The organism is Mycobacterium sp. (genome assembly GCF_049585075.1).
GTDB lineage: Bacteria > Actinomycetota > Actinomycetes > Mycobacteriales > Mycobacteriaceae > Mycobacterium.
Genome location: NZ_JBAUZA010000395.1, coordinates 12,019 through 29,307, shown reverse-complemented (window position 1 = coordinate 29,307; position 17,289 = coordinate 12,019). Strand labels below are relative to the sequence as shown.

Sequence of the window (17,289 nt, the reverse complement as noted above, 5' to 3'; positions counted from 1 at the left end):
GTCCGGGGCAGCAGGGACCCTCATCCGGACCGTGGGGTGGCGACCACGGCGGTGGCGGGGGCCACGGTGGATACCCCGGCGGAGGCGGATATCCCGGCGGAGGTGGCTTCCCCGGCGGTGGCGGCTTCCCCGGCGGAGGCGGCGGCCATGGCGGCGGCGGTGGTGGGGGCTTCGGCCACGGCGGCTTCGGGATCCCTGGCCTGCACTTCTAAGGCCACGACAGGAAACTGTCACCTGACGTTTGCCCGCCGCTTAGAAGAGCGATGCAATTAGCTCATAGCGGCGACCTACACACGGGTGTATGAGGTGCTCCATCTTCGGTACGGGCTATTTGGGTGCCACGCATGCCGCCGGGATGGCTGAGCTGGGGCACGAGGTTGTCGGTGTCGACATCGACCCCGGTAAGGTCGCCAAGCTGGCTGCCGGTGATGTTCCCTTCTACGAGCCTGGGCTGCGAAAGATGTTGAGCGACAACATCGCAGCAGGCCGTCTTCGGTTCACCACCGATTATGACCTGGCTGCCGAGTTCGCCGACGTACATTTCCTCGGAGTGGGCACTCCGCAGAAGAAGGGTGAGTACGGCGCCGACCTGAGCCATGTGCACGCCGTAATCGACACGCTCGCACCGCGTTTGACTCGACCAGCAGTCATCGTCGGCAAGTCCACGGTTCCCGTCGGGACCGCCGCCGAGCTTGTCCAACGGGCTCGCGCAGCTGTCCCACCCGGCATCGACGTTGAAGTGGCATGGAACCCTGAATTCTTGCGGGAAGGTTTTGCAGTACACGACACGCTGCAGCCCGATCGCATTGTGCTTGGCGTACAAGATGGTTCGACGCGTGCCGAGGCGGCGATCCGTGAACTGTATGCACCGATGCTCGACGCCGGGGTGCCGTTCCTGGTGACCGACCTGCAGACCGCGGAGCTGGTCAAGGTGTCCGCGAACGCCTTTCTGGCCACCAAGATCTCGTTCATCAACGCGATCTCAGAGGTGTGCGAGGCCGCCGGCGCTGACGTCGCCTTGTTGGCCGACGCGCTGGGGCACGACCCGCGGATCGGGCGCCGATTCCTCAACGCCGGCTTGGGTTTTGGCGGCGGCTGCTTGCCCAAAGATATCCGCGCATTTATGGCTCGCGCCGGCGAGCTGGGTGCCGACCAGGCACTGACGTTCCTGCGCGAAGTCGACAACATCAACATGCGTAGGCGCACCCGGATGGTCGAACTTGCCAGCGCCGCGTGTGGCGGCTCGCTGCTGGGAGCCAACATCGCTGTGCTCGGCGCGGCGTTCAAACCCGAATCCGACGACGTGCGTGACTCGCCGGCGCTCAACGTCGCGGGCCAACTACAGCTCAATGGCGCGGCGGTCAACGTCTACGACCCCAAGGCGCTGGAGAATGCCCAGCGGCTGTTTCCCACGCTGAATTACGCGGTCTCGGTGGAGGAAGCCTGTGACCGCGCCGACGCGGTGTTGGTCCTCACCGAGTGGAAAGAGTTCGTCGACCTCGACCCCGACGCGCTTGCCGACCGAGTGCGAGCCCGCGTCGTCGTCGATGGCCGCAACTGTCTTGACCTACAACGCTGGCAGCAAGCCGGTTGGCGAGTGCACTGCCTCGGACGGCGCGTAGCCTGACCGCGTGGACTACGCGGTAGCTTTTCTCGAGCAAAATCGCGCCTTCGGTGAGGTGATTGCCAGCGGCGACCCGGCCACGCCGGTGCCGACCTGTCCAGGCTGGGGCTTTTCCCAGTTGTTTCGCCATGTCGGTCGCGGTGATCGCTGGGCGGCGCGGATTGTTGCCGACCGGGTCGACCACTATCTCGACCCGCGCGAAGTCGACGGAGGCAAGCCGCCACCCGACCCCGACGAGGCAATCTCGTGGTTGCACGGCGGCGCGCAGCGGTTGATCGACGCTGTCGAGCAGGTCGGTGTGGAGACTCCGGTGTGGACGTTTTTGGGCTCACGGCCGGCCTATTGGTGGGTGCGGCGCCGGCTGCATGAGGCGACGGTGCATCGGGCCGACGCCGCGTTGGCGCTCGGGCTCGACTACGAGCTCACCCCCGAGCTAGCGGCCGACGCCATCGGCGAATGGCTTGAGCGGGTCGCGAGTCAGGCCGGCAGCGGTGACGTACCGCTGCCGCTGGAAGACGGCCAAACCGTGCATTTGCACGCCACCGATCCAGGTCTGGGCGCCGCCGGTGAATGGACCATTCGCGCCGACGGCAATCGCGTCACTTGGTCGCACGGTCACGAAAAGGGTGCGGTGGCGCTGAGCGGCGGTGCGGTGGACCTGCTGCTGGCAGTCGTACGGCGAGTTCCCGTCGCCGACACCGATATCGCGATGTTCGGTGATGCCGCGATATGGCAGAACTGGCTCGACCAGACGCCGTTCTAGACGCGGTCCACACGGTACCTTGCAGACCATGACCACATCGGAGATCGCCACCGTGCTGGCGTGGCACGACGCGCTGAACGCGTCCGACATCGATACCTTGCTGGCCCTATCCAGTGATGACATCGAAGTCGGCGACGCACACGGCGCCGCGCAGGGCCATGCCGCACTGCGCGATTGGGCCGCTGCCCATCCGGGATCGGCCGAGGTGGGCAAAATATTCGTGCATGACGGCGTCGTCGTCGTCGAACAGAAGATCAACAACGCAGGCGATCCCGGCGCCAACGGCACTGTCGCGTCGGCGTTTCGTGTTGTCCACGACCATGTCACCTCAGTATTCCGCCACGATGACCTGGCGTCGGCGTTGGCTGCAACCGAGTTGACCGACGCTGATCTTGTCGACTGAGGAGTAGGACATGCGCGGGATCATTCTGGCCGGCGGCTCGGGCACTCGCCTGTATCCGATCACGATGGGCGTCAGCAAGCAGCTGCTACCGGTATTCGACAAACCGATGATCTACTACCCGCTGTCCACACTGATGATGACCGGTATCCGCGATATTCAGGTGATCACAACCGCGCAGGACGCACCGGCATTCCACCGGGTCCTTGGCGACGGCACGGCATTCGGTATCAATATCAGCTATGCGGTGCAAGACCGTCCCGAGGGTCTGGCTCAGGCCTTCATCATCGGCGCCGACCACATCGGCAACGGACCAGTGGCTTTGGCCTTGGGCGACAACATCTTTCATGGTCCGGGCCTGGGTACCAATCTTCAGCGTTTCCAATCAATCAGTGGCGGAGCCATTTTCGCCTATTGGGTGGCCAATCCCTCGGCGTACGGCGTCGTCGAATTCAGCGCAGACGGCATCGCGTTGTCGCTGGAGGAAAAGCCGGCCACACCCAAATCGCACTACGCGGTGCCAGGCCTGTACTTCTACGACAACGACGTAATCGAAATCGCCCGGGGCTTACGCCCGTCGGACCGCGGTGAACTGGAAATCACCGACATCAACCGGACCTACCTAAACCAGGGCCGGCTGAGCGTGGAGGTGCTCGCTCGCGGCATGGCCTGGCTGGACACCGGGACTTTTGACTTACTGCTCGACGCCAGCGACTACGTTCGCACCCTGGAACGCCGGCAGGGCCTGAAGGTCGGCGTCCCCGAGGAAGTGGCCTGGCGCATGGGCTTCATCGACGACGACCAGCTGGCCCAGCGGGCTGACGCCCTGCTCAAGTCCGGCTACGGAAGCTACCTGCTGGAGCTGCTGGAACGGAGCTGACGAGCGCTTTCAGCAAACTCCCAGCAGATCCACGGCCGCGAAAGGTTAACAACAGGGGTCGCGGAGAAATACTCTCGGTGAATAGAACTAACAACGACACCCTCGCGGACCCCGAGTCCGGTGCCAAGCTTGGCCATGCTGGCCACGCTGGTGTTCGGCATTGCCGCCATTTCCGCTGTATTTGTCCTCAGCCGTAACCCCGATCTCCTCCGGCCGAAGGCCGATACCACAGTTTCGCAGGCCGCGTCAGGGGCGCCGATCGATCCGCCGCCGGATACCACGGACCGCAATGGCATGTTTCTGTGGCGCCTGTCCAGTGAGGGGCTGCAGCTAGCGCGATCGAACGACGCCGCGATCAACGATGCGCGTCGGGTGTGCACGCGGTTTGCAAGCGGCGAGAGTGAACCGGAGATCGTCCAGGACATGCTGCAAGGATCGCCGGGCATGTCGCTCAGCATCGCATCCGGCTTCGCCGACACCGCCATCAGCGTGTACTGCCCGGACGGTGTAGTGAAAAATTCGTAATCCGGCTTGCAGCCGCGCGGATTACCGGCTTTCGGTAGGACGGTTGCGATGTATCAATTTGACGATGCTTGTACGTGTGCCGCGCAGCGCATAGCCGGCGGTGATGACCGCCGCGACAATCAAGACGACGAACAGCGGGAGCCAGTTTTTCCGATCGTGGTCGACATCCCACCACACCACTGCGAATAGCACTGTGCACAAAAACAACACGATGTCCCGCCAGTTGCCCTGATAGACGATCGCTGCCGCGCGCAGTTGGCGGCGCTTTTCGTTGGCGACGATCAGGTCGTCGATGCGGTTGGCAATACTGCGCCGTAGCGCGGCGCGGCGAGCCGTCTCGTCTTCCGGCAGTCGCTCAAGCAACTCCATGTCCTCTTTGATTCCGGATCGGAAATCAGTGGTGACGAATTGGCCAGCGGCCATGGCAAGGAGTGCTCCACCGAAGACCGGAGCCGATCCCAACGCGATCGCGGCCAAACCAGCCATGGCATGTCTCCCTTCTCCCGACCGCCTTAGTTCATGGTGGCCAAGTTGTGCCAGAAGTTGGTGAGGCTCTCCGTGCCGCCGAACAGAGTGGTGAAGTTAGTAGAGTCGACGAGGACGATGTCGCCGCCACGTTGTCCGCCCGGAGGCAACCAGATGAGTGCGTTGAATTCGGTGTTACCGGCAGCGGCAAACGGGTGCGGGCGGTTCGGGTCGATCCGCTGACGGCCGAGCACACGCACCTTGTCGCTCTCCGGCGCGGTGAGTTCGTAGTGCGGAAGATGCGGGTGAAAGTTAAAGGTCGTCACGTCAGCGAGAAGCCTTGGCGTATCAAGGTCGCGGAACGCGGTCAGCGGCGCGATCTCTCCGGTGCCCGCGACGACGGCCGGACGCAGCCCCCAAGTGTTGTGAACTGGAACCTCCAGGGCTTTCATCAGTGATCGCGTGTATTGACCGAATCGCTGTTGGCGCGGTACCAGCGGGTCGCCGTGATGTTGGAACTCGATCTGTCGCTGGCCCAAATCATCGGTGAAACCGACGTCGTGGTGGGGTGCCAGCAGTAGGCATGTGCCGTCCTGCCGCAGCCACTCGCGAATGCCCATGATTTCATCGAGTGCGGCTTCCTGCTCGGAGAGGACATGGTCCAGACCGAACACCATCAGCGTGTCCGTGTCCGAAAGGATCCGCTCGTCGATTGGCAGCCGGTAGCCGGCCTGGTCAATGCGTTGGAACACTGCGACCGGATGGCCGGTCGCCTCGCCTGCGAGCTGTTGAAACGCCAGCGTCGAGCGGTGGAAAAGTTCCAGCGTGCCCGCTATTCCTTGTAAGAAACGGGCAGCGTCGTATTCCGGTGTTTCGTAGCTGGGCCACAACACATTACGGACTTCGGTCATCGTGGAGAACCGGTTGTACATCTCGGCGGGATCACGCTGGGCTTCCCACGGGTAACTCCAGGTCCAGTAGATGCTGATGCGGCGCCGTCCTGGCGTGTGCTTACGCGGAACGTGGCTTTGGTTGTAGGTGCGCGCGGGGGGCAGCGTGCTCATGGCGGGTTCCTTAGCTGTCAAGCGTGGCGAGGTACCGAAGTGCCTTGAGGCCAGGGAGGAAAAAGTACGCACCGCCCTTGAGCGTGGTGAAAGCCGGAAGCCCCTTGAGGACCTGACGGATGGGTCGTCTGGGGATCTTGTACTCCAGTGTGCCGTCCTGGGTTCCGATGATCGGGTCGCGCTCGTTGCCGAGCTCGTGAAAGGTACGATCGTTGACCCACACGTTTTGGGCGAACTCGAACTGTCGAATCAGGCTGGCGCAGATGATGAATGCCGCAATGCCTCTGTCCGCTCCGTCGTCGGGCGCCCCCTCGGGCAGTGCCGGGCCATAGGTCGCGCCGCGGCGGATCATCCGTCGCCGGTTCATGTTCGCCGCGGTATCACGCGGATTGAGACGACGCGCATGGGCGCCCAACGGGACCGCATATCCATGCGGGTCCATCGTCTTGTAGTCGAAGTCGTTGTTGCGCATGGGGTCTGCACCCAACTCAGGGTCGTCGTGTTCCGGAGCCAGCACCAGCGGAGCTCCGCTTCGCCAGCGGCCCATGAACTTTGCAGCCAGCAGCTCTTGTCCCTCAGCGGTGTCGGCGTGGTCGCACAGATAGGCGCGGAACCGTGCGACGTGCTCGTGCAGGCGCCGGTATGCCAGGTAGCTACCGTTGCGGCACAACACCTCCGGCTGCGGCTGATTTGAAATCTGACCCTCCTCGTCTGGATAGCCGAGGATGAATTCACCCGGTTGCAGCGGTGCGCCCGAACCCGGCGTCGGCTGCTGTCCGCTCCCGTCGATCACCGGCTGCGACATCCGGTCGCGATAACCGAAATGGTCGTGGGCGTAGTTGAACGGAGGAGTTGCGTTCAAGTCCAGAAACGACAACACGCGCACCCCGGGGCAGCGTACAACCAGCTTCTCGTGCTCGGCGGTGCACCGCTGCCGTTCTGCCTCGTCGCGGGCAAACAAGATCGCGATCGCATGGAGGTCGTCACTGGCCAGACCGCCCACCCAGTTGTCCGGGTGATTCGCACCCGCGTCACCCAGAATGTCGGCGCGGGCTGCCATGCCCTGACGAAACTCGGCTGGAAAACTATCAAGCGATTCCTGCGACACGCCAAGTGCGCGGAGACCAGTCCAGGTGAAGGCGAGCGTCACCCAGCGCTTGGATACGTCCATCGTGGCTTGGACGTCGGCAGCTGACTGCGCGCGGTCCAACAGTTCGGTGAGCCAGGCCCGCCCGCCCGCAGGGTTCCCGAACGACAAGAATTCGTAGCGCCCGGTGATCGCCGGGGTACGGGTCAGCACGATGTGCTGTATGTCATCGAGTTCAAGCATCTGAGCACACTTCGATGCGAATCACTGCATCTGGTCGAGCATGTCCGAGAACGCCGCTTTGAGCCGCAATGCCTTTTTGATCTCGTCAGCGGTAACGTACGGGTACTCGCCATACTCCAGGAAGCTGGGCACATGGTGCTCGCGGACGAACTTGGCGAACGCCTCGGTGTTGGTCTTCCAGTCTTCGGGAAACCCTTCAAGGTTGGTGAAAACCGTGGTGATGCCGGTCTGGCTGAACAGCGCTACCGCGTCTTCGGTGTATTTGTCGAAGTCCGTGTCGAAGATGCCCTGGTATTGAAAATGCAGCCCGGAACCCACGTCGAACAGAACCCAGCGAAGGTAATGCAGCCGCAGCGGCGCGAGCACCTCCGGGCTGGCGGCTATCGCCTCCTCGATTTGCTTGCCGTATGCGCGGACGGCTTCTTCGCGACCTTCCTTGACTTTCGCGATGATCGAGAATCCGTAGCAGGCGGGGGTCCTGGGGTAGACCGGGCCGTATCGGCCTCGTTCCAGTTCGAAATAGCCTTCCTTAGGGAGGGCCATCGCGGCGGGTCTGTGCCATGCGTAATCGCTCGCGGGCATCGTCATCTTCCGTCCACAGGGTCCGGTGGGCGCCAACATTAGCACCCGATCGAAGGCCCTGGTCGGCTTTCGACTGCACGCCAGCGGCGCGGACTACTGGCGGTAGCTGGCCAGGAAGTTACCCAACCTCTCGATAGCCTGTGTCAGGTCGCGCGACCATGGCAGCGTCACGATCCGTAGGTGATCCGGTGCGGGCCAGTTGAATCCGGTGCCCTGAGTGACCAGAATCTTTTCCGTCAGTAGCAGATCCAGGACCAGTTGCTCGTCGTCTTGGATCTCGTGCACCTCGGGATCCAGCCGCGGAAACGTGTAGAGAGCGCCGGCGGGTTTGACGCACGAGACCCCGGGGATCTCGTTGAGCTTGGACCACGCCACGTCGCGTTGTTCGCGCAGTCGCCCACCCGGAAGCACGAGGTCATCGATGCTTTGGTGACCGCCCAGGGCGACCTGAATCGCATGCTGTGCTGGAACATTCGGGCACAGCCGCATATTCGCCAGCAGGCTGATGCCCTCGATGAAGCTGGTGGCGTGTTCCTTGGGCCCGGTGATCGCCAGCCAGCCGGCCCGGTATCCGGCAACGCGGTAAGCCTTGGATAGGCCATTGAAAGTCAGGCACAACACGTCGGGTGCAACCGTGGCCATGCTGATGTGTTCGGCGTCGTCGTAGAGGATCTTGTCGTAGATCTCGTCTGCGAGCAGCAGCAGCTGATGCTTGCGCGCCAGATCGGCCATCTGTGAAAGGATTTCGCGACCGTATACCGCGCCGGTGGGATTGTTCGGGTTGATCACGACCAGCGCCTTGGTCCGCTCGGTGATCTTCGACTCGAGGTCGGCGATATCGGGCTGCCAGCCCTGAGTTTCGTCGCACAGGTAGTGCACCGGTGTGCCGCCGGCGAGCGAGGTTGACGCCGTCCATAGCGGATAGTCGGGTGCCGGAATCAACACTTGGTCGCCGTTGTCCAGCAGCGCCTGCAGTGTCAGCGTGATCAGCTCGGAGACCCCGTTGCCCAGATAGACGTCGTCGACGTCGAATCGCGGGAAGCCGTCGACCAGTTCGTAGCGGGTGACCACCGCACGCCGCGCCGACAGGATGCCCTTGGAGTCGGAGTAGCCCTGCGCGTACGGCAGCGCCTGGATCATGTCGCGCATGATCACGTCGGGCGCTTCGAAGCCGAACGGCGCCGGGTTGCCGATGTTGAGTTTGAGGATCCGGTGCCCTTCGGATTCCAGCCGCGCGGCGTGATCGTGCACCGGGCCGCGGATTTCGTAGAGCACATCTTGCAGCTTCGATGACTGCGCGAACGTACGCTGCCGCGGCTGATGGCCTGCGGTATGCCAGGGCAGCTGATGCGTAGTCACGTCAACAATGGTGCCATGACTGTCCAATTATTAATGCCAAAACTGGCTTGATCAGCGTTTTCCTGGTGGGCGTGCACCGCGGGCGATGCCCAATCCTTTAACCGGCGCCGCGGGTGCCTGGGTCTCGCCATCTTGAGCTTCCGGTTCCGGTTCCGCCGTTGCTGACGGTTCGGGCTTGGCCTCAGCCTTTGGCTGCGCGGCCGCGGGTTGTGCGGCGGGAGCGGCCTTTTTGGCACCGGGCCGTTTGGCTCCGGCCGCCAAGCCCAGACCCTTGACCGGTGCGGCCGGCGCCTTCGCTTCGGGAGCGGCCGAATCGGATTTCGCCTCGGGCTGTGCGGCGGGCGCGGATTGTGTTGGGGCAGCAGTCTTCTTGGCGCCGGGCCGCTTAGCGCCGCCGGCGATGCCCAGACCTTTGACCGGTGCGGCAGGAGCCTTGCCTTCCTCGGTAGCAGGTGCCTTGGCTTGCTCAGTGGATTGCGTTGGCGCTGCGGCCTTTTTGGCGCCGGGTCGCTTGGCGGCGCCGGCGATACCCAGCCCGGTGACCGCTTTGGTGGCCTTGTCTGGTGTCGGTGCAGCGGCTTCTGCGGGTGCAGCGGCGGTCTCTTTCGCCGGAGCGGTGGCGGTTGCCGCCGATGCTTTCGGAGCAGCCTTTTCGGCATGCTCAGCCGCCTCTTTGGCGGCCGTGCCCTTTTCCGGCAGCTTGACCGCGCCGCGGTCCAGCGACTCGAGCAACAGCTGCGCCACGTCGCGCACGTCGACGCCTTCGCGCCCAGCTGCCTCCTGGCGGTCGTTGACGCCGTCGCTGACCATCACCCGGCAGAACGGGCACGCGGTGGCCACCGTGGTCGCGCCGGTGGCCAACGCCTCGTCGACACGTTCGTGGTTGATCCGCTTGCCGATGTGCTCTTCCATCCACATCCGCGCACCGCCGGCACCGCAGCAGAAGCTGCGATCGGCGTGACGGGGCATCTCAGTCAGCTTTGCGCCCGAGGCGCCGATCAACTCGCGCGGCGCCGCGTATTCCTTGTTGTGGCGGCCCAAGTAGCAGGGGTCGTGGTAGGTGATGTCTTCAGCGACCGGGCTGACCGGGATCAGCTTCTTGTCGCGCACCAGCCGGTTGAGCAGCTGGGTGTGGTGCAGCACGCTGTAATTGCTACCCAGTTGCCGGTATTCGCGGCCAAGAGTGTTGAAGCAGTGCGGGCAGGTGACGACGATCTTGCGGTCGACGGTTTCGACTCCCTCGAAGACGCCGTCCAGCGTTTCCACCGCCTGCTGAGCGAGCTGCTGGAACAGGAACTCGTTGCCCGAGCGTCGCGCCGCGTCGCCGTTGCAGGTTTCGCCGGTGCCGAGCACCAAATACTTCACCCCGGCGATCGCCAGCAGTTCGGCCACGGCCTTGGTCGTCTTCTTGGCCTTGTCGTCGTAAGCACCGGCGCAGCCCACCCAGAACAGGTATTCGTAGCCGTCGAAGCTCTCGACGTCTTGGCCATAGACGGGGACATCGAAGTCCACCTCGTCGATCCAGTTGGTGCGGTCGGAGGCGTTTTGGCCCCACGGATTGCCTTTGGTCTCAAGGTTTTTGAACAGCACCGACAACTCGGAGGGGAACTCGGACTCCATCATGACCTGGTAGCGGCGCATATCGACGATGTGGTCGATGTGCTCGATGTCGACCGGGCACTGCTCAACGCGCGCGCCGCAGGTGACGCACGACCACAGCACGTCGGGGTCGATCACGCCGCCTTGCTCGGCGGTGCCGACCAGCGGGCGGGCGGCCTGCTCGGGCCCGTGCCCGGGCACCCGACCGAAGCCCGATTCGGGCACATGGTGGCCTTCCTCGTGCTCCGTCTCGAGGTCGAGGCCCTCGAGCGGCTCGGCAGTCTTTTGACCAAGGATGTAGGGGGCCTTGGCCATCCAGTGATCCCGCAGGTCCATGATGACGAGCTTGGGCGACAGCGGCTTGGCGGTGTTCCAGGCCGGGCACTGCGATTGGCAACGGCCACACTCGGTACACGTCGCGAAATCGAGCATGCCCTTCCAGGTGAAGTCTTCGATCTTGCCGCGGCCGAATGTCGCGTCATCTGGCGGGTTCTCGAAATCGATTGGCTTGCCGTCGGATTCCATCGGCAGCAGCGGGCCCAGCCCATCGGGCAGCCGCTTGAAGATCACGTTGATCGGTGCAAGGAAGATGTGCAGGTGCTTGGAATGCAGCACGATGATCAGGAACGCGAGCGCAACTGCGATGTGAGCGAGCAGCGCGATCGTCTCGATCCACTCGTTGGCAGTCGGGCCGAGGGGCTGCATCAGCGCCCCCATGCCGCGCGAGAAGAACGCACCCCAGCCGTAAGGGAAGTTTCCGGTGTTCACCGCGGCACCGCGGAAGATCGAGTAACTGAAGACGACCAGAAAGATCATGAACAGGATCAGCCAGGCGCCGCCGGTATGCGAGCCATAGAAGCGTGACGAGCGGCCGTACTCCTTCGGCTCGGAGCGCAACCTGATGATGGCGAACGTGATGATGCCCGCTAACACCGCAAGGGCGATGAAGTCTTGCAAGAAGCCCAGCGCGTCCCATCGCCCGACGATCGGGATGTGGAAGTTGGACTGGAACAGGTTGCCGTATGCCTCCAAATAGACCGTGAAGAGGATGAAGAAGCCCCACATGGTGAAGAGGTGCGCCAAGCCCGGGATCGACCATTTCAGCAGCCGCCGCTGCCCGAACACCTCCGACACCTCGGCCCAGACTCGACCGCCGACGTCGTCGGTGCGGCCGGAGGCGGGCTGGCCGGACAGGGTGAGTTTGGCCAGCCAGCCGACCCGACGGAGGGCGAGCAATCCGACGATCGCCGTCATGCCGAGGCCCACTACCAGTCTGATCAGCATCTGCGTCTGCACGGAGCGTCTCCCCAATTCCGAGGTTACTCAGCAGTAACTTCTGTCATGTTACTCGCTAGTAACTTAATCACCAGGCCTGCTCATAGTTGCATCTTTCCCGCGTTGACCGCGACAAAGGCTGCCCTAACTTCGGGTAGGAGGGCCCGGCTACGGTCCGGTGCCGGGAACGTGCATTGGGGGGATCCCGGGAATCTGCGGCACGTTGCCGTTCCACCAGCGATGACGGGGACGTTGCTGCGTCCAGGTCTGGGTGGTCTGCGGTGGCGCGGGTTCGGGCGTCGTCTCGGGCGTGGTCGTGGTCGGAAGGGTCGACGACGGCGTGGTCGTGCGGGCCGGGGTGGTTGAGTGCGACGTGGTTGTCGACGGCCGGGTGGTGGCCGGTCCGCTGCCGCCGTTGCCGGTGGCCAAGATGACGAGGCCATAGACGATGATCGCGATCAGAATCACTACCGTCAGGCCCCACAGCGCTAGCACCCACGGCTTGAGAAACCAGGGTGACGACGTCTCGTCGGTACCGAACAGATCGTTGCTCGCGCCGAGGCTCAAGTCGTGCTCGGCGTAACCATCGACGTCATATGGTGGTCTGCTGCCCCCCACGAACACCGATCCTACCGACGCTCCCCCCTATGGCATACCGCCGTCGTGGTGGTGATGGTGATGAAGCGGCGAGCTGGTCGTCGGCGCAGGGACGAGTGGTTCCGTCGTCGTTTGGCTGCTTGGCAGAGAGGTAGTAGTCGACGGCGTGGTGGTGACCGCAGACGTCGTCGGCGATGTCGACGGGGAGGTGGAGCTGTCGCTACGTGTCAGCTCGACGATCCCGTAGATCATCAGCGCGATCAGGATGGCTGCGAGCACGCCTAAGCCGATCAGAGCCGCCCGCCTGCGATACCACGGTGTCGACCCGGGAGCGGGGCCGTAGTCGCTGTAGTCGTACTGGCCGGTCGGCGCTTCACTTGGGTCATCTGGAGGTCTCGGAGAACCGTGGTCCGTCACGGTACGTGCGGCAGCGTAATCACGGTGTGCGGCAACGAGATTGTCGGCGGAATGTGCGGCACATGGTGGTGCGGCGGCGGCGGCTGGGCCGGGGCGGGGGCCCCACCGGCTGGAGGAGCATTGTTACCCGGTGGCGGGGCCTCCTCGGACGAGGAGGACGGCGGGGTGGTGGTCGTCGACGGCGAAGTTGTCGTTGTCGACGGGGTCGTTGTCGACGACCCGGTCGATGTCGTTGACTGCGTGGTCGTGGACGTTCCGCCGCCGCCGGGGCCGTGCGAGAGCTCGATGAGGCCGTAGATGATCAGCACGACCAAGATCGCCACCATCGTGGCCCACACGGCAAGCAGCGAGCGCTTGCGATACCAGGGCGGCGGCGGCGATTCCGGTTCAGGAGGCCCGGAATAAACCGTGTAGTCGTCGGGACCTGCAGGCTGTGGATTTACCGCGCCGTAGTCGGCCATCCGGGTTTCCCGTTCGCTGGGATCGTCCGGAGGACCGTGCGGACCGAAGCCTGTCATCGCCCCGATGCTACTGACATCCGGCCGACGCGTCGGGTGCCGGCGGGGACGTCAGAGCTGCCGAGTGACCCCATCGGCGAAAAGCCGCAGGTGTTCGAGGTCTGAGAGGTCCAGCAGTTGCAGATACACCCGCTGCACGCCGACGTCCGCGAACGACCCGAGCCGCTCGACAATCTCATTGGGGGTGCCCACCAGCGGAGAATTGGACCGCAGCTCGTCGACCTCGCGCCCGATGGCGGCAGCTCGGCGACTGATCTCCGCATCGTCGCGCCCGGCGCACACCACAAACGCTGCCGAGTACGTCATCGCGTCGACGGGCCGGCCGACCGAATGGACTGCTTCGCGAACCCGCTCGAATTGGGTCTTGACGGTGTCCAACGAGGCGAAGGGCACGTTGAATTCGTCGGCGAACGTCGCGGCCAGTGCCGGCGTCCGGTTGGCGCCCATCCCGCCGACGATGATCGGTGGATGAGGCTGTTGCACCGGCTTGGGCAAAGCGGGCGAGTCGTTGACCGCGTAATGCGTGCCCGCGTAGTCGAATTTTTCTCCGATCGGTGAGGTCCACAGGCCGGTAATCAGTTCGAGCTGTTCGGTGAGCCGATCGAATCGTTCGCGCAGCGGGGGGAAGGGGATCGCATAGGCGAGATGCTCCGGTTCGAACCAACCGGTACCGATTCCGAATTCGACTCTGCCACCGCTCATTTCGTCGACCTGCGCGACCGCGACGGCCAGCGGGCCGGGATGGCGGAATGTTGCCGAGGTGACCAGTGTGCCCAGCCGGATTGATGATGTCTCGCGGGCAATGCCGCCCAACGTCACCCAGGAGTCGGTCGGGCCGGGCAGTCCGTCGCCGCTCATCGCCAGATAGTGGTCGGAGCGGAAGAACGCGTTGAATCCCAGTGCCTCGGCGGTCTGCGCGACGGCTAGCTGGTCGGAGTAGCTGGCGCCTTGCTGCGGTTCAACGAATACCCGAAAGTCCACGAGCGCCAGACTAATGCCGGACTGAGGCCGGCTCGAAAGTCTTCGGGCCTAGACCAGACTGATCTGCCCGGCTAGAAGGTGTCCACCTTTTCGACGCTGACGAACATGCCGTGGCCGGTGTTGTCGTTGGTGAACCGGGTGCCACTTTCGCTGGCTGCGATCGTCCAGCCCTCGGCGTCGTAGGTGAGGTAGTCGATAGACACGGTGGGAATGTCGCCGAGGTTGCCCAGCACCCATTGCACCGAACCGTCCTCAGTGATGTTCACGCCGTTGGCCCGTTCACCGTCCTGCATTGGGGAGTCGGTGAACTGTGCCTCGCAACCGACTGAGTGGCGGTTGATCTGACAGCGCGTCTGACCGGATTTGGTTTCGATGAAGACGTAGCCGTTTGGGTCAGCTGGCAACGAAATGATGCTGCCCGGTGGATTGGCGCTCGGCGGCGCTGGCCGCGATGGGGTCGGTGACGGGACGGACGGTCGACCTTTCGGAAACGACGGTTCGGTCGCTCCGGCGGGCGGCGAGGCCACTGGTTTGCCGTGGATCAGGGAGCTGCATCCGCTCATCAGCGCGGCGCTGGCCAGCAGGGCCGCCAGCAGCAGCCGGCCGCTGGCGCGTGCGGTCTTTGCTCTCTCGCAAAACATCTCAGAGACCAGCCTACGCACGAAGTGACAGAAGTGACTGCAGTGACGCGCCCGCAGTTGCCGGGTTAGCCGGCCATCGCGGCGTAGCCATCGGCCAAGCCGCGCAGTTGGCCGGCGCAGTCGCCGGTGAACGACGCGCCGTGCATCAGCGCCAGCGTGCTCGGTGTCAGCTGGGCCAACTGCTCCAACGTAGGCTGTAGATTGGTGGTCAGGCCGGTGGCATGGAACAGCGCCTCAGCTTCCAATGCCGGTGCTACGCAATCGGATTCGGTCAGCGCAGGACATTGGCCGGTGTGTGTGAGCAGGTCGCCGGCCAGCAACGTTGAGGTAGTCTCGTCGAACCACAGCCCGCTTTCCCAGTTGTGCGGCACGTGCGGCGTGGCGATGAACCGCAGTCGGTGCCCGCCGATATCAAGCACGTCGCCAGGTTCGGTGCCCACTGGCACCGGCGGCCGGTCGCACATATCCGTCAGCGAAAGCATGCAGGCCAGCGGACCGTGGATGACTTGGGCGTGCGGCGCGGCAGCCAGCAGCATGTTCATCGCGCCGCACTCGTCGGCCTCGAGGTGGGCGAACGAGATCCAACGCAATTGCTCCAACGGAATCACCTTGGCGATGGCCCCCGAAACCAGCGGGAACAGTTGGCGCATGCCGCAGTGGAACAGAAACGGTTCGTCACCGGTCAGCAGAAACTGGTTGAAGGTGAACCCGTGTTCGGTGATGCCCGGCACCCAGGTGGAGAACCGGTAGATACCCTGCGCGATCTCGTCGACTTTGGTGTGCAGTCCAGCGTCCATACCTACTTTTACATCTGCGCCCAGACAATTTTGTTCTGTAAGTACGTTTCGATGCCGGCTTTGCCGGATTCGTAGCCCCAACCGGATTGCTTGTACCCGCCGAACGGCATCGAGTGGTCGAACTGCATCTGACAGTTCAGCCCAACGGTTCCGGCTTTGAGCCGCTTGGCCAATCGGTGTGCGCGGCCAAGGTCCTTGGTCCACGCGGTGGCGGCCAGCCCGTAGGTGCTGTCGTTGGCCAGGACGACGGCTTCGTCGTCGTCGTCGAACGGCAAGACGGTGACCACCGGCCCGAAGATCTCCTCTTGGAACAACCGGCTTGTGCTCGCGACGTTGGTGAGCACGGTCGGGTGCACGAAGTACCCCTTGCGGTCGAGTCGGTGTCCGCCCGTGACGATCTCGACCCCGTCGCCGCGCCCCTCGTCGAGGTAGCCCAGGACGCGGGTGAGCTGCTTCTGGCTGATCAGCGGGCCGATCACGGTGCCCTCTTCGTTCGGGCCTCCGAGTTGCAGACGGTTGGCCATTTTCGCGATTCCCGCCACGACCTGGTCGTAGACGCCGCGCTGGGCGAAGATGCGTGACCCGCACACGCAGGCTTGGCCGGAGTGGATGAAGGTGCCGAATGCCGCCGTGGTGATGGCGGTCTTCAGATTGGCGTCGTCGAAAATCAGCACGGGCGACTTGCCACCGAGTTCGAGCGTGACCTTGTTGAGGTTGCTGGCCGCCGCGGCGTGCACGATTTCCCGGCCGACTTCGGTCGAGCCGGTGAACGCGACCTTCTCGACGTCGGGGTGCGCGGTCAGCGCCGCGCCGGCGGTGTGACCGTAGCCGAGCACCAAGTTCGCCACCCCCTCCGGTACTCCCGCCTCGGTCAGGATTTGATCCAAAACGATTGCTGTCAGCGGGGTTTCCTCGGCGGGCTTGACGACGCTGCTGCAACCCGCAGCCAGCGACGGCGCGAGCTTGGCGCAGAAGTTAAACGCCGGGCCGTTCCACGGAAAGATCAGCCCGACCACGCCGTAGGGCTCTTTCAGCGTGTAGGTATGCAAGTGCGAATCGACGCCGGTGAGACCGCCCGTGTTCACGTCGCGTGCGATGCCCTCGATCTTGGTGCACCAGCCGGCGTAGTAGCGGAAGAATTCGGCAGCGACCCGCACCTGTGCCTGCGCCTGAACCGGAGTCATGCCACCGTTGAGCGACTCGAGCTCTTGCAGAATTGTCGTGTTCTGATCGATCAGCTCGCCGACCCGCCACAGCACCTTCGCTCGCTCGTAATCGGGCAGGCCCGACCACACGCCGGACTCGGCGGTCGCCTTAGCACGTGCCACTGCCTCGTTGACGGCGTCGGGACCGCAGTCTTTGAACTCGGTGATCTGCTCTTCGGTGGAGGGATCGAAGACGCGGATCACGTCACCGGTGCCGGGCCGTTTGCGGATCTCGTCCAACACCGCCTGCACCGCCATCGGTACCCC

Annotated in this window: 19 protein-coding genes; 6 read left to right on the top strand and 13 right to left on the bottom strand. The window is 63.9% G+C overall.

Going from position 1 to position 17,289, the window contains the following annotated elements; genetic code table 11:
* The 6 genes from WB785_RS18925 to WB785_RS18900 all read left to right on the top strand — a co-directional run.
* Positions 1–212 (top strand): hypothetical protein (locus tag WB785_RS18925; protein ID WP_424080826.1); only part of this gene is annotated, 212 nt, incomplete at its 5' end.
* A gap of 89 nt (positions 213–301) precedes the next feature.
* The gene (locus WB785_RS18920; RefSeq protein ID WP_424080825.1) at positions 302–1,627 is read left to right on the top strand and encodes a UDP-glucose dehydrogenase family protein; all 1,326 of its coding nucleotides are present in this window, start codon (positions 302–304) and stop codon (positions 1,625–1,627) included.
* Positions 1,628–1,631: 4 nt separating this feature from the next.
* Positions 1,632–2,387 carry a maleylpyruvate isomerase family mycothiol-dependent enzyme gene (locus WB785_RS18915; protein ID WP_424080824.1) on the top strand — a complete coding sequence of 252 codons (756 nt, stop codon included), beginning with the start codon at positions 1,632–1,634 and terminating at the stop codon, positions 2,385–2,387.
* A 28-nt stretch (positions 2,388–2,415) separates the two neighbouring features.
* On the top strand, positions 2,416–2,790 hold the full coding sequence (locus tag WB785_RS18910; RefSeq protein ID WP_424080823.1) for a nuclear transport factor 2 family protein: 375 nt from the start codon (positions 2,416–2,418) through the stop codon (positions 2,788–2,790).
* 10 nt (positions 2,791–2,800) lie between these two features.
* Positions 2,801–3,667 (top strand): glucose-1-phosphate thymidylyltransferase RfbA, encoded by an 867-nt coding sequence (gene rfbA, locus WB785_RS18905; RefSeq protein WP_424080822.1) that lies wholly within the window; start codon positions 2,801–2,803, stop codon positions 3,665–3,667.
* Between the two features lie 135 nt (positions 3,668–3,802).
* A complete protein-coding gene (locus WB785_RS18900) occupies positions 3,803–4,192 on the top strand; it encodes a DUF732 domain-containing protein (protein ID WP_424080830.1) in 390 nt (129 codons plus the stop codon).
* A 21-nt stretch (positions 4,193–4,213) separates the two neighbouring features.
* Here WB785_RS18900 and WB785_RS18895 read toward each other — a convergent pair whose 3' ends face one another.
* The 13 genes from WB785_RS18895 to WB785_RS18835 all read right to left on the bottom strand — a co-directional run bounded on the left by WB785_RS18895 (position 4,214) and on the right by WB785_RS18835 (position 17,280).
* Positions 4,214–4,678: a hypothetical protein gene (locus tag WB785_RS18895; RefSeq protein WP_424080821.1), complete on the bottom strand. Its 465-nt coding sequence runs from the start codon at positions 4,676–4,678 to the stop codon at positions 4,214–4,216.
* A gap of 26 nt (positions 4,679–4,704) precedes the next feature.
* The gene (locus WB785_RS18890) at positions 4,705–5,721 is read right to left on the bottom strand and encodes a hypothetical protein (RefSeq protein ID WP_424080820.1); all 1,017 of its coding nucleotides are present in this window, start codon (positions 5,719–5,721) and stop codon (positions 4,705–4,707) included.
* A gap of 10 nt (positions 5,722–5,731) precedes the next feature.
* Complete coding sequence (locus WB785_RS18885; protein WP_424080819.1) at positions 5,732–7,051, bottom strand: Dyp-type peroxidase; 1,320 nt, start codon at positions 7,049–7,051, stop codon at positions 5,732–5,734.
* Positions 7,052–7,072: 21 nt separating this feature from the next.
* A complete protein-coding gene (locus tag WB785_RS18880) occupies positions 7,073–7,633 on the bottom strand; it encodes a hypothetical protein (protein WP_424080829.1) in 561 nt (186 codons plus the stop codon).
* Positions 7,634–7,726: 93 nt separating this feature from the next.
* Positions 7,727–9,019, bottom strand: coding sequence for a pyridoxal phosphate-dependent aminotransferase (locus WB785_RS18875; protein ID WP_424080818.1), 1,293 nt, complete (start codon positions 9,017–9,019; stop codon positions 7,727–7,729).
* Between the two features lie 24 nt (positions 9,020–9,043).
* Positions 9,044–11,887, bottom strand: a complete 2,844-nt coding sequence (locus tag WB785_RS18870; RefSeq protein ID WP_424080817.1) for a heterodisulfide reductase-related iron-sulfur binding cluster — start codon at positions 11,885–11,887, stop codon at positions 9,044–9,046.
* 147 nt (positions 11,888–12,034) lie between these two features.
* Positions 12,035–12,484, bottom strand: coding sequence for a hypothetical protein (locus tag WB785_RS18865; protein ID WP_424080816.1), 450 nt, complete (start codon positions 12,482–12,484; stop codon positions 12,035–12,037).
* A 27-nt stretch (positions 12,485–12,511) separates the two neighbouring features.
* Positions 12,512–12,880: a hypothetical protein gene (locus WB785_RS18860; RefSeq protein ID WP_424080815.1), complete on the bottom strand. Its 369-nt coding sequence runs from the start codon at positions 12,878–12,880 to the stop codon at positions 12,512–12,514.
* Positions 12,877–13,398: a hypothetical protein gene (locus WB785_RS18855; protein ID WP_424080814.1), complete on the bottom strand. Its 522-nt coding sequence runs from the start codon at positions 13,396–13,398 to the stop codon at positions 12,877–12,879. Before WB785_RS18855 ends, WB785_RS18860 begins: the two co-directional genes overlap by 4 nt.
* A gap of 51 nt (positions 13,399–13,449) precedes the next feature.
* Positions 13,450–14,379 (bottom strand): LLM class F420-dependent oxidoreductase, encoded by a 930-nt coding sequence (locus tag WB785_RS18850; protein WP_424080813.1) that lies wholly within the window; start codon positions 14,377–14,379, stop codon positions 13,450–13,452.
* Between the two features lie 71 nt (positions 14,380–14,450).
* Positions 14,451–15,020, bottom strand: coding sequence for a hypothetical protein (locus tag WB785_RS18845; RefSeq protein WP_424080828.1), 570 nt, complete (start codon positions 15,018–15,020; stop codon positions 14,451–14,453).
* A gap of 65 nt (positions 15,021–15,085) precedes the next feature.
* Positions 15,086–15,805 carry an MBL fold metallo-hydrolase gene (locus WB785_RS18840; RefSeq protein WP_424080827.1) on the bottom strand — a complete coding sequence of 240 codons (720 nt, stop codon included), beginning with the start codon at positions 15,803–15,805 and terminating at the stop codon, positions 15,086–15,088.
* 20 nt (positions 15,806–15,825) lie between these two features.
* Positions 15,826–17,280: an aldehyde dehydrogenase family protein gene (locus WB785_RS18835; protein ID WP_424080812.1), complete on the bottom strand. Its 1,455-nt coding sequence runs from the start codon at positions 17,278–17,280 to the stop codon at positions 15,826–15,828.
* Positions 17,281–17,289 lie beyond the last annotated feature (9 nt).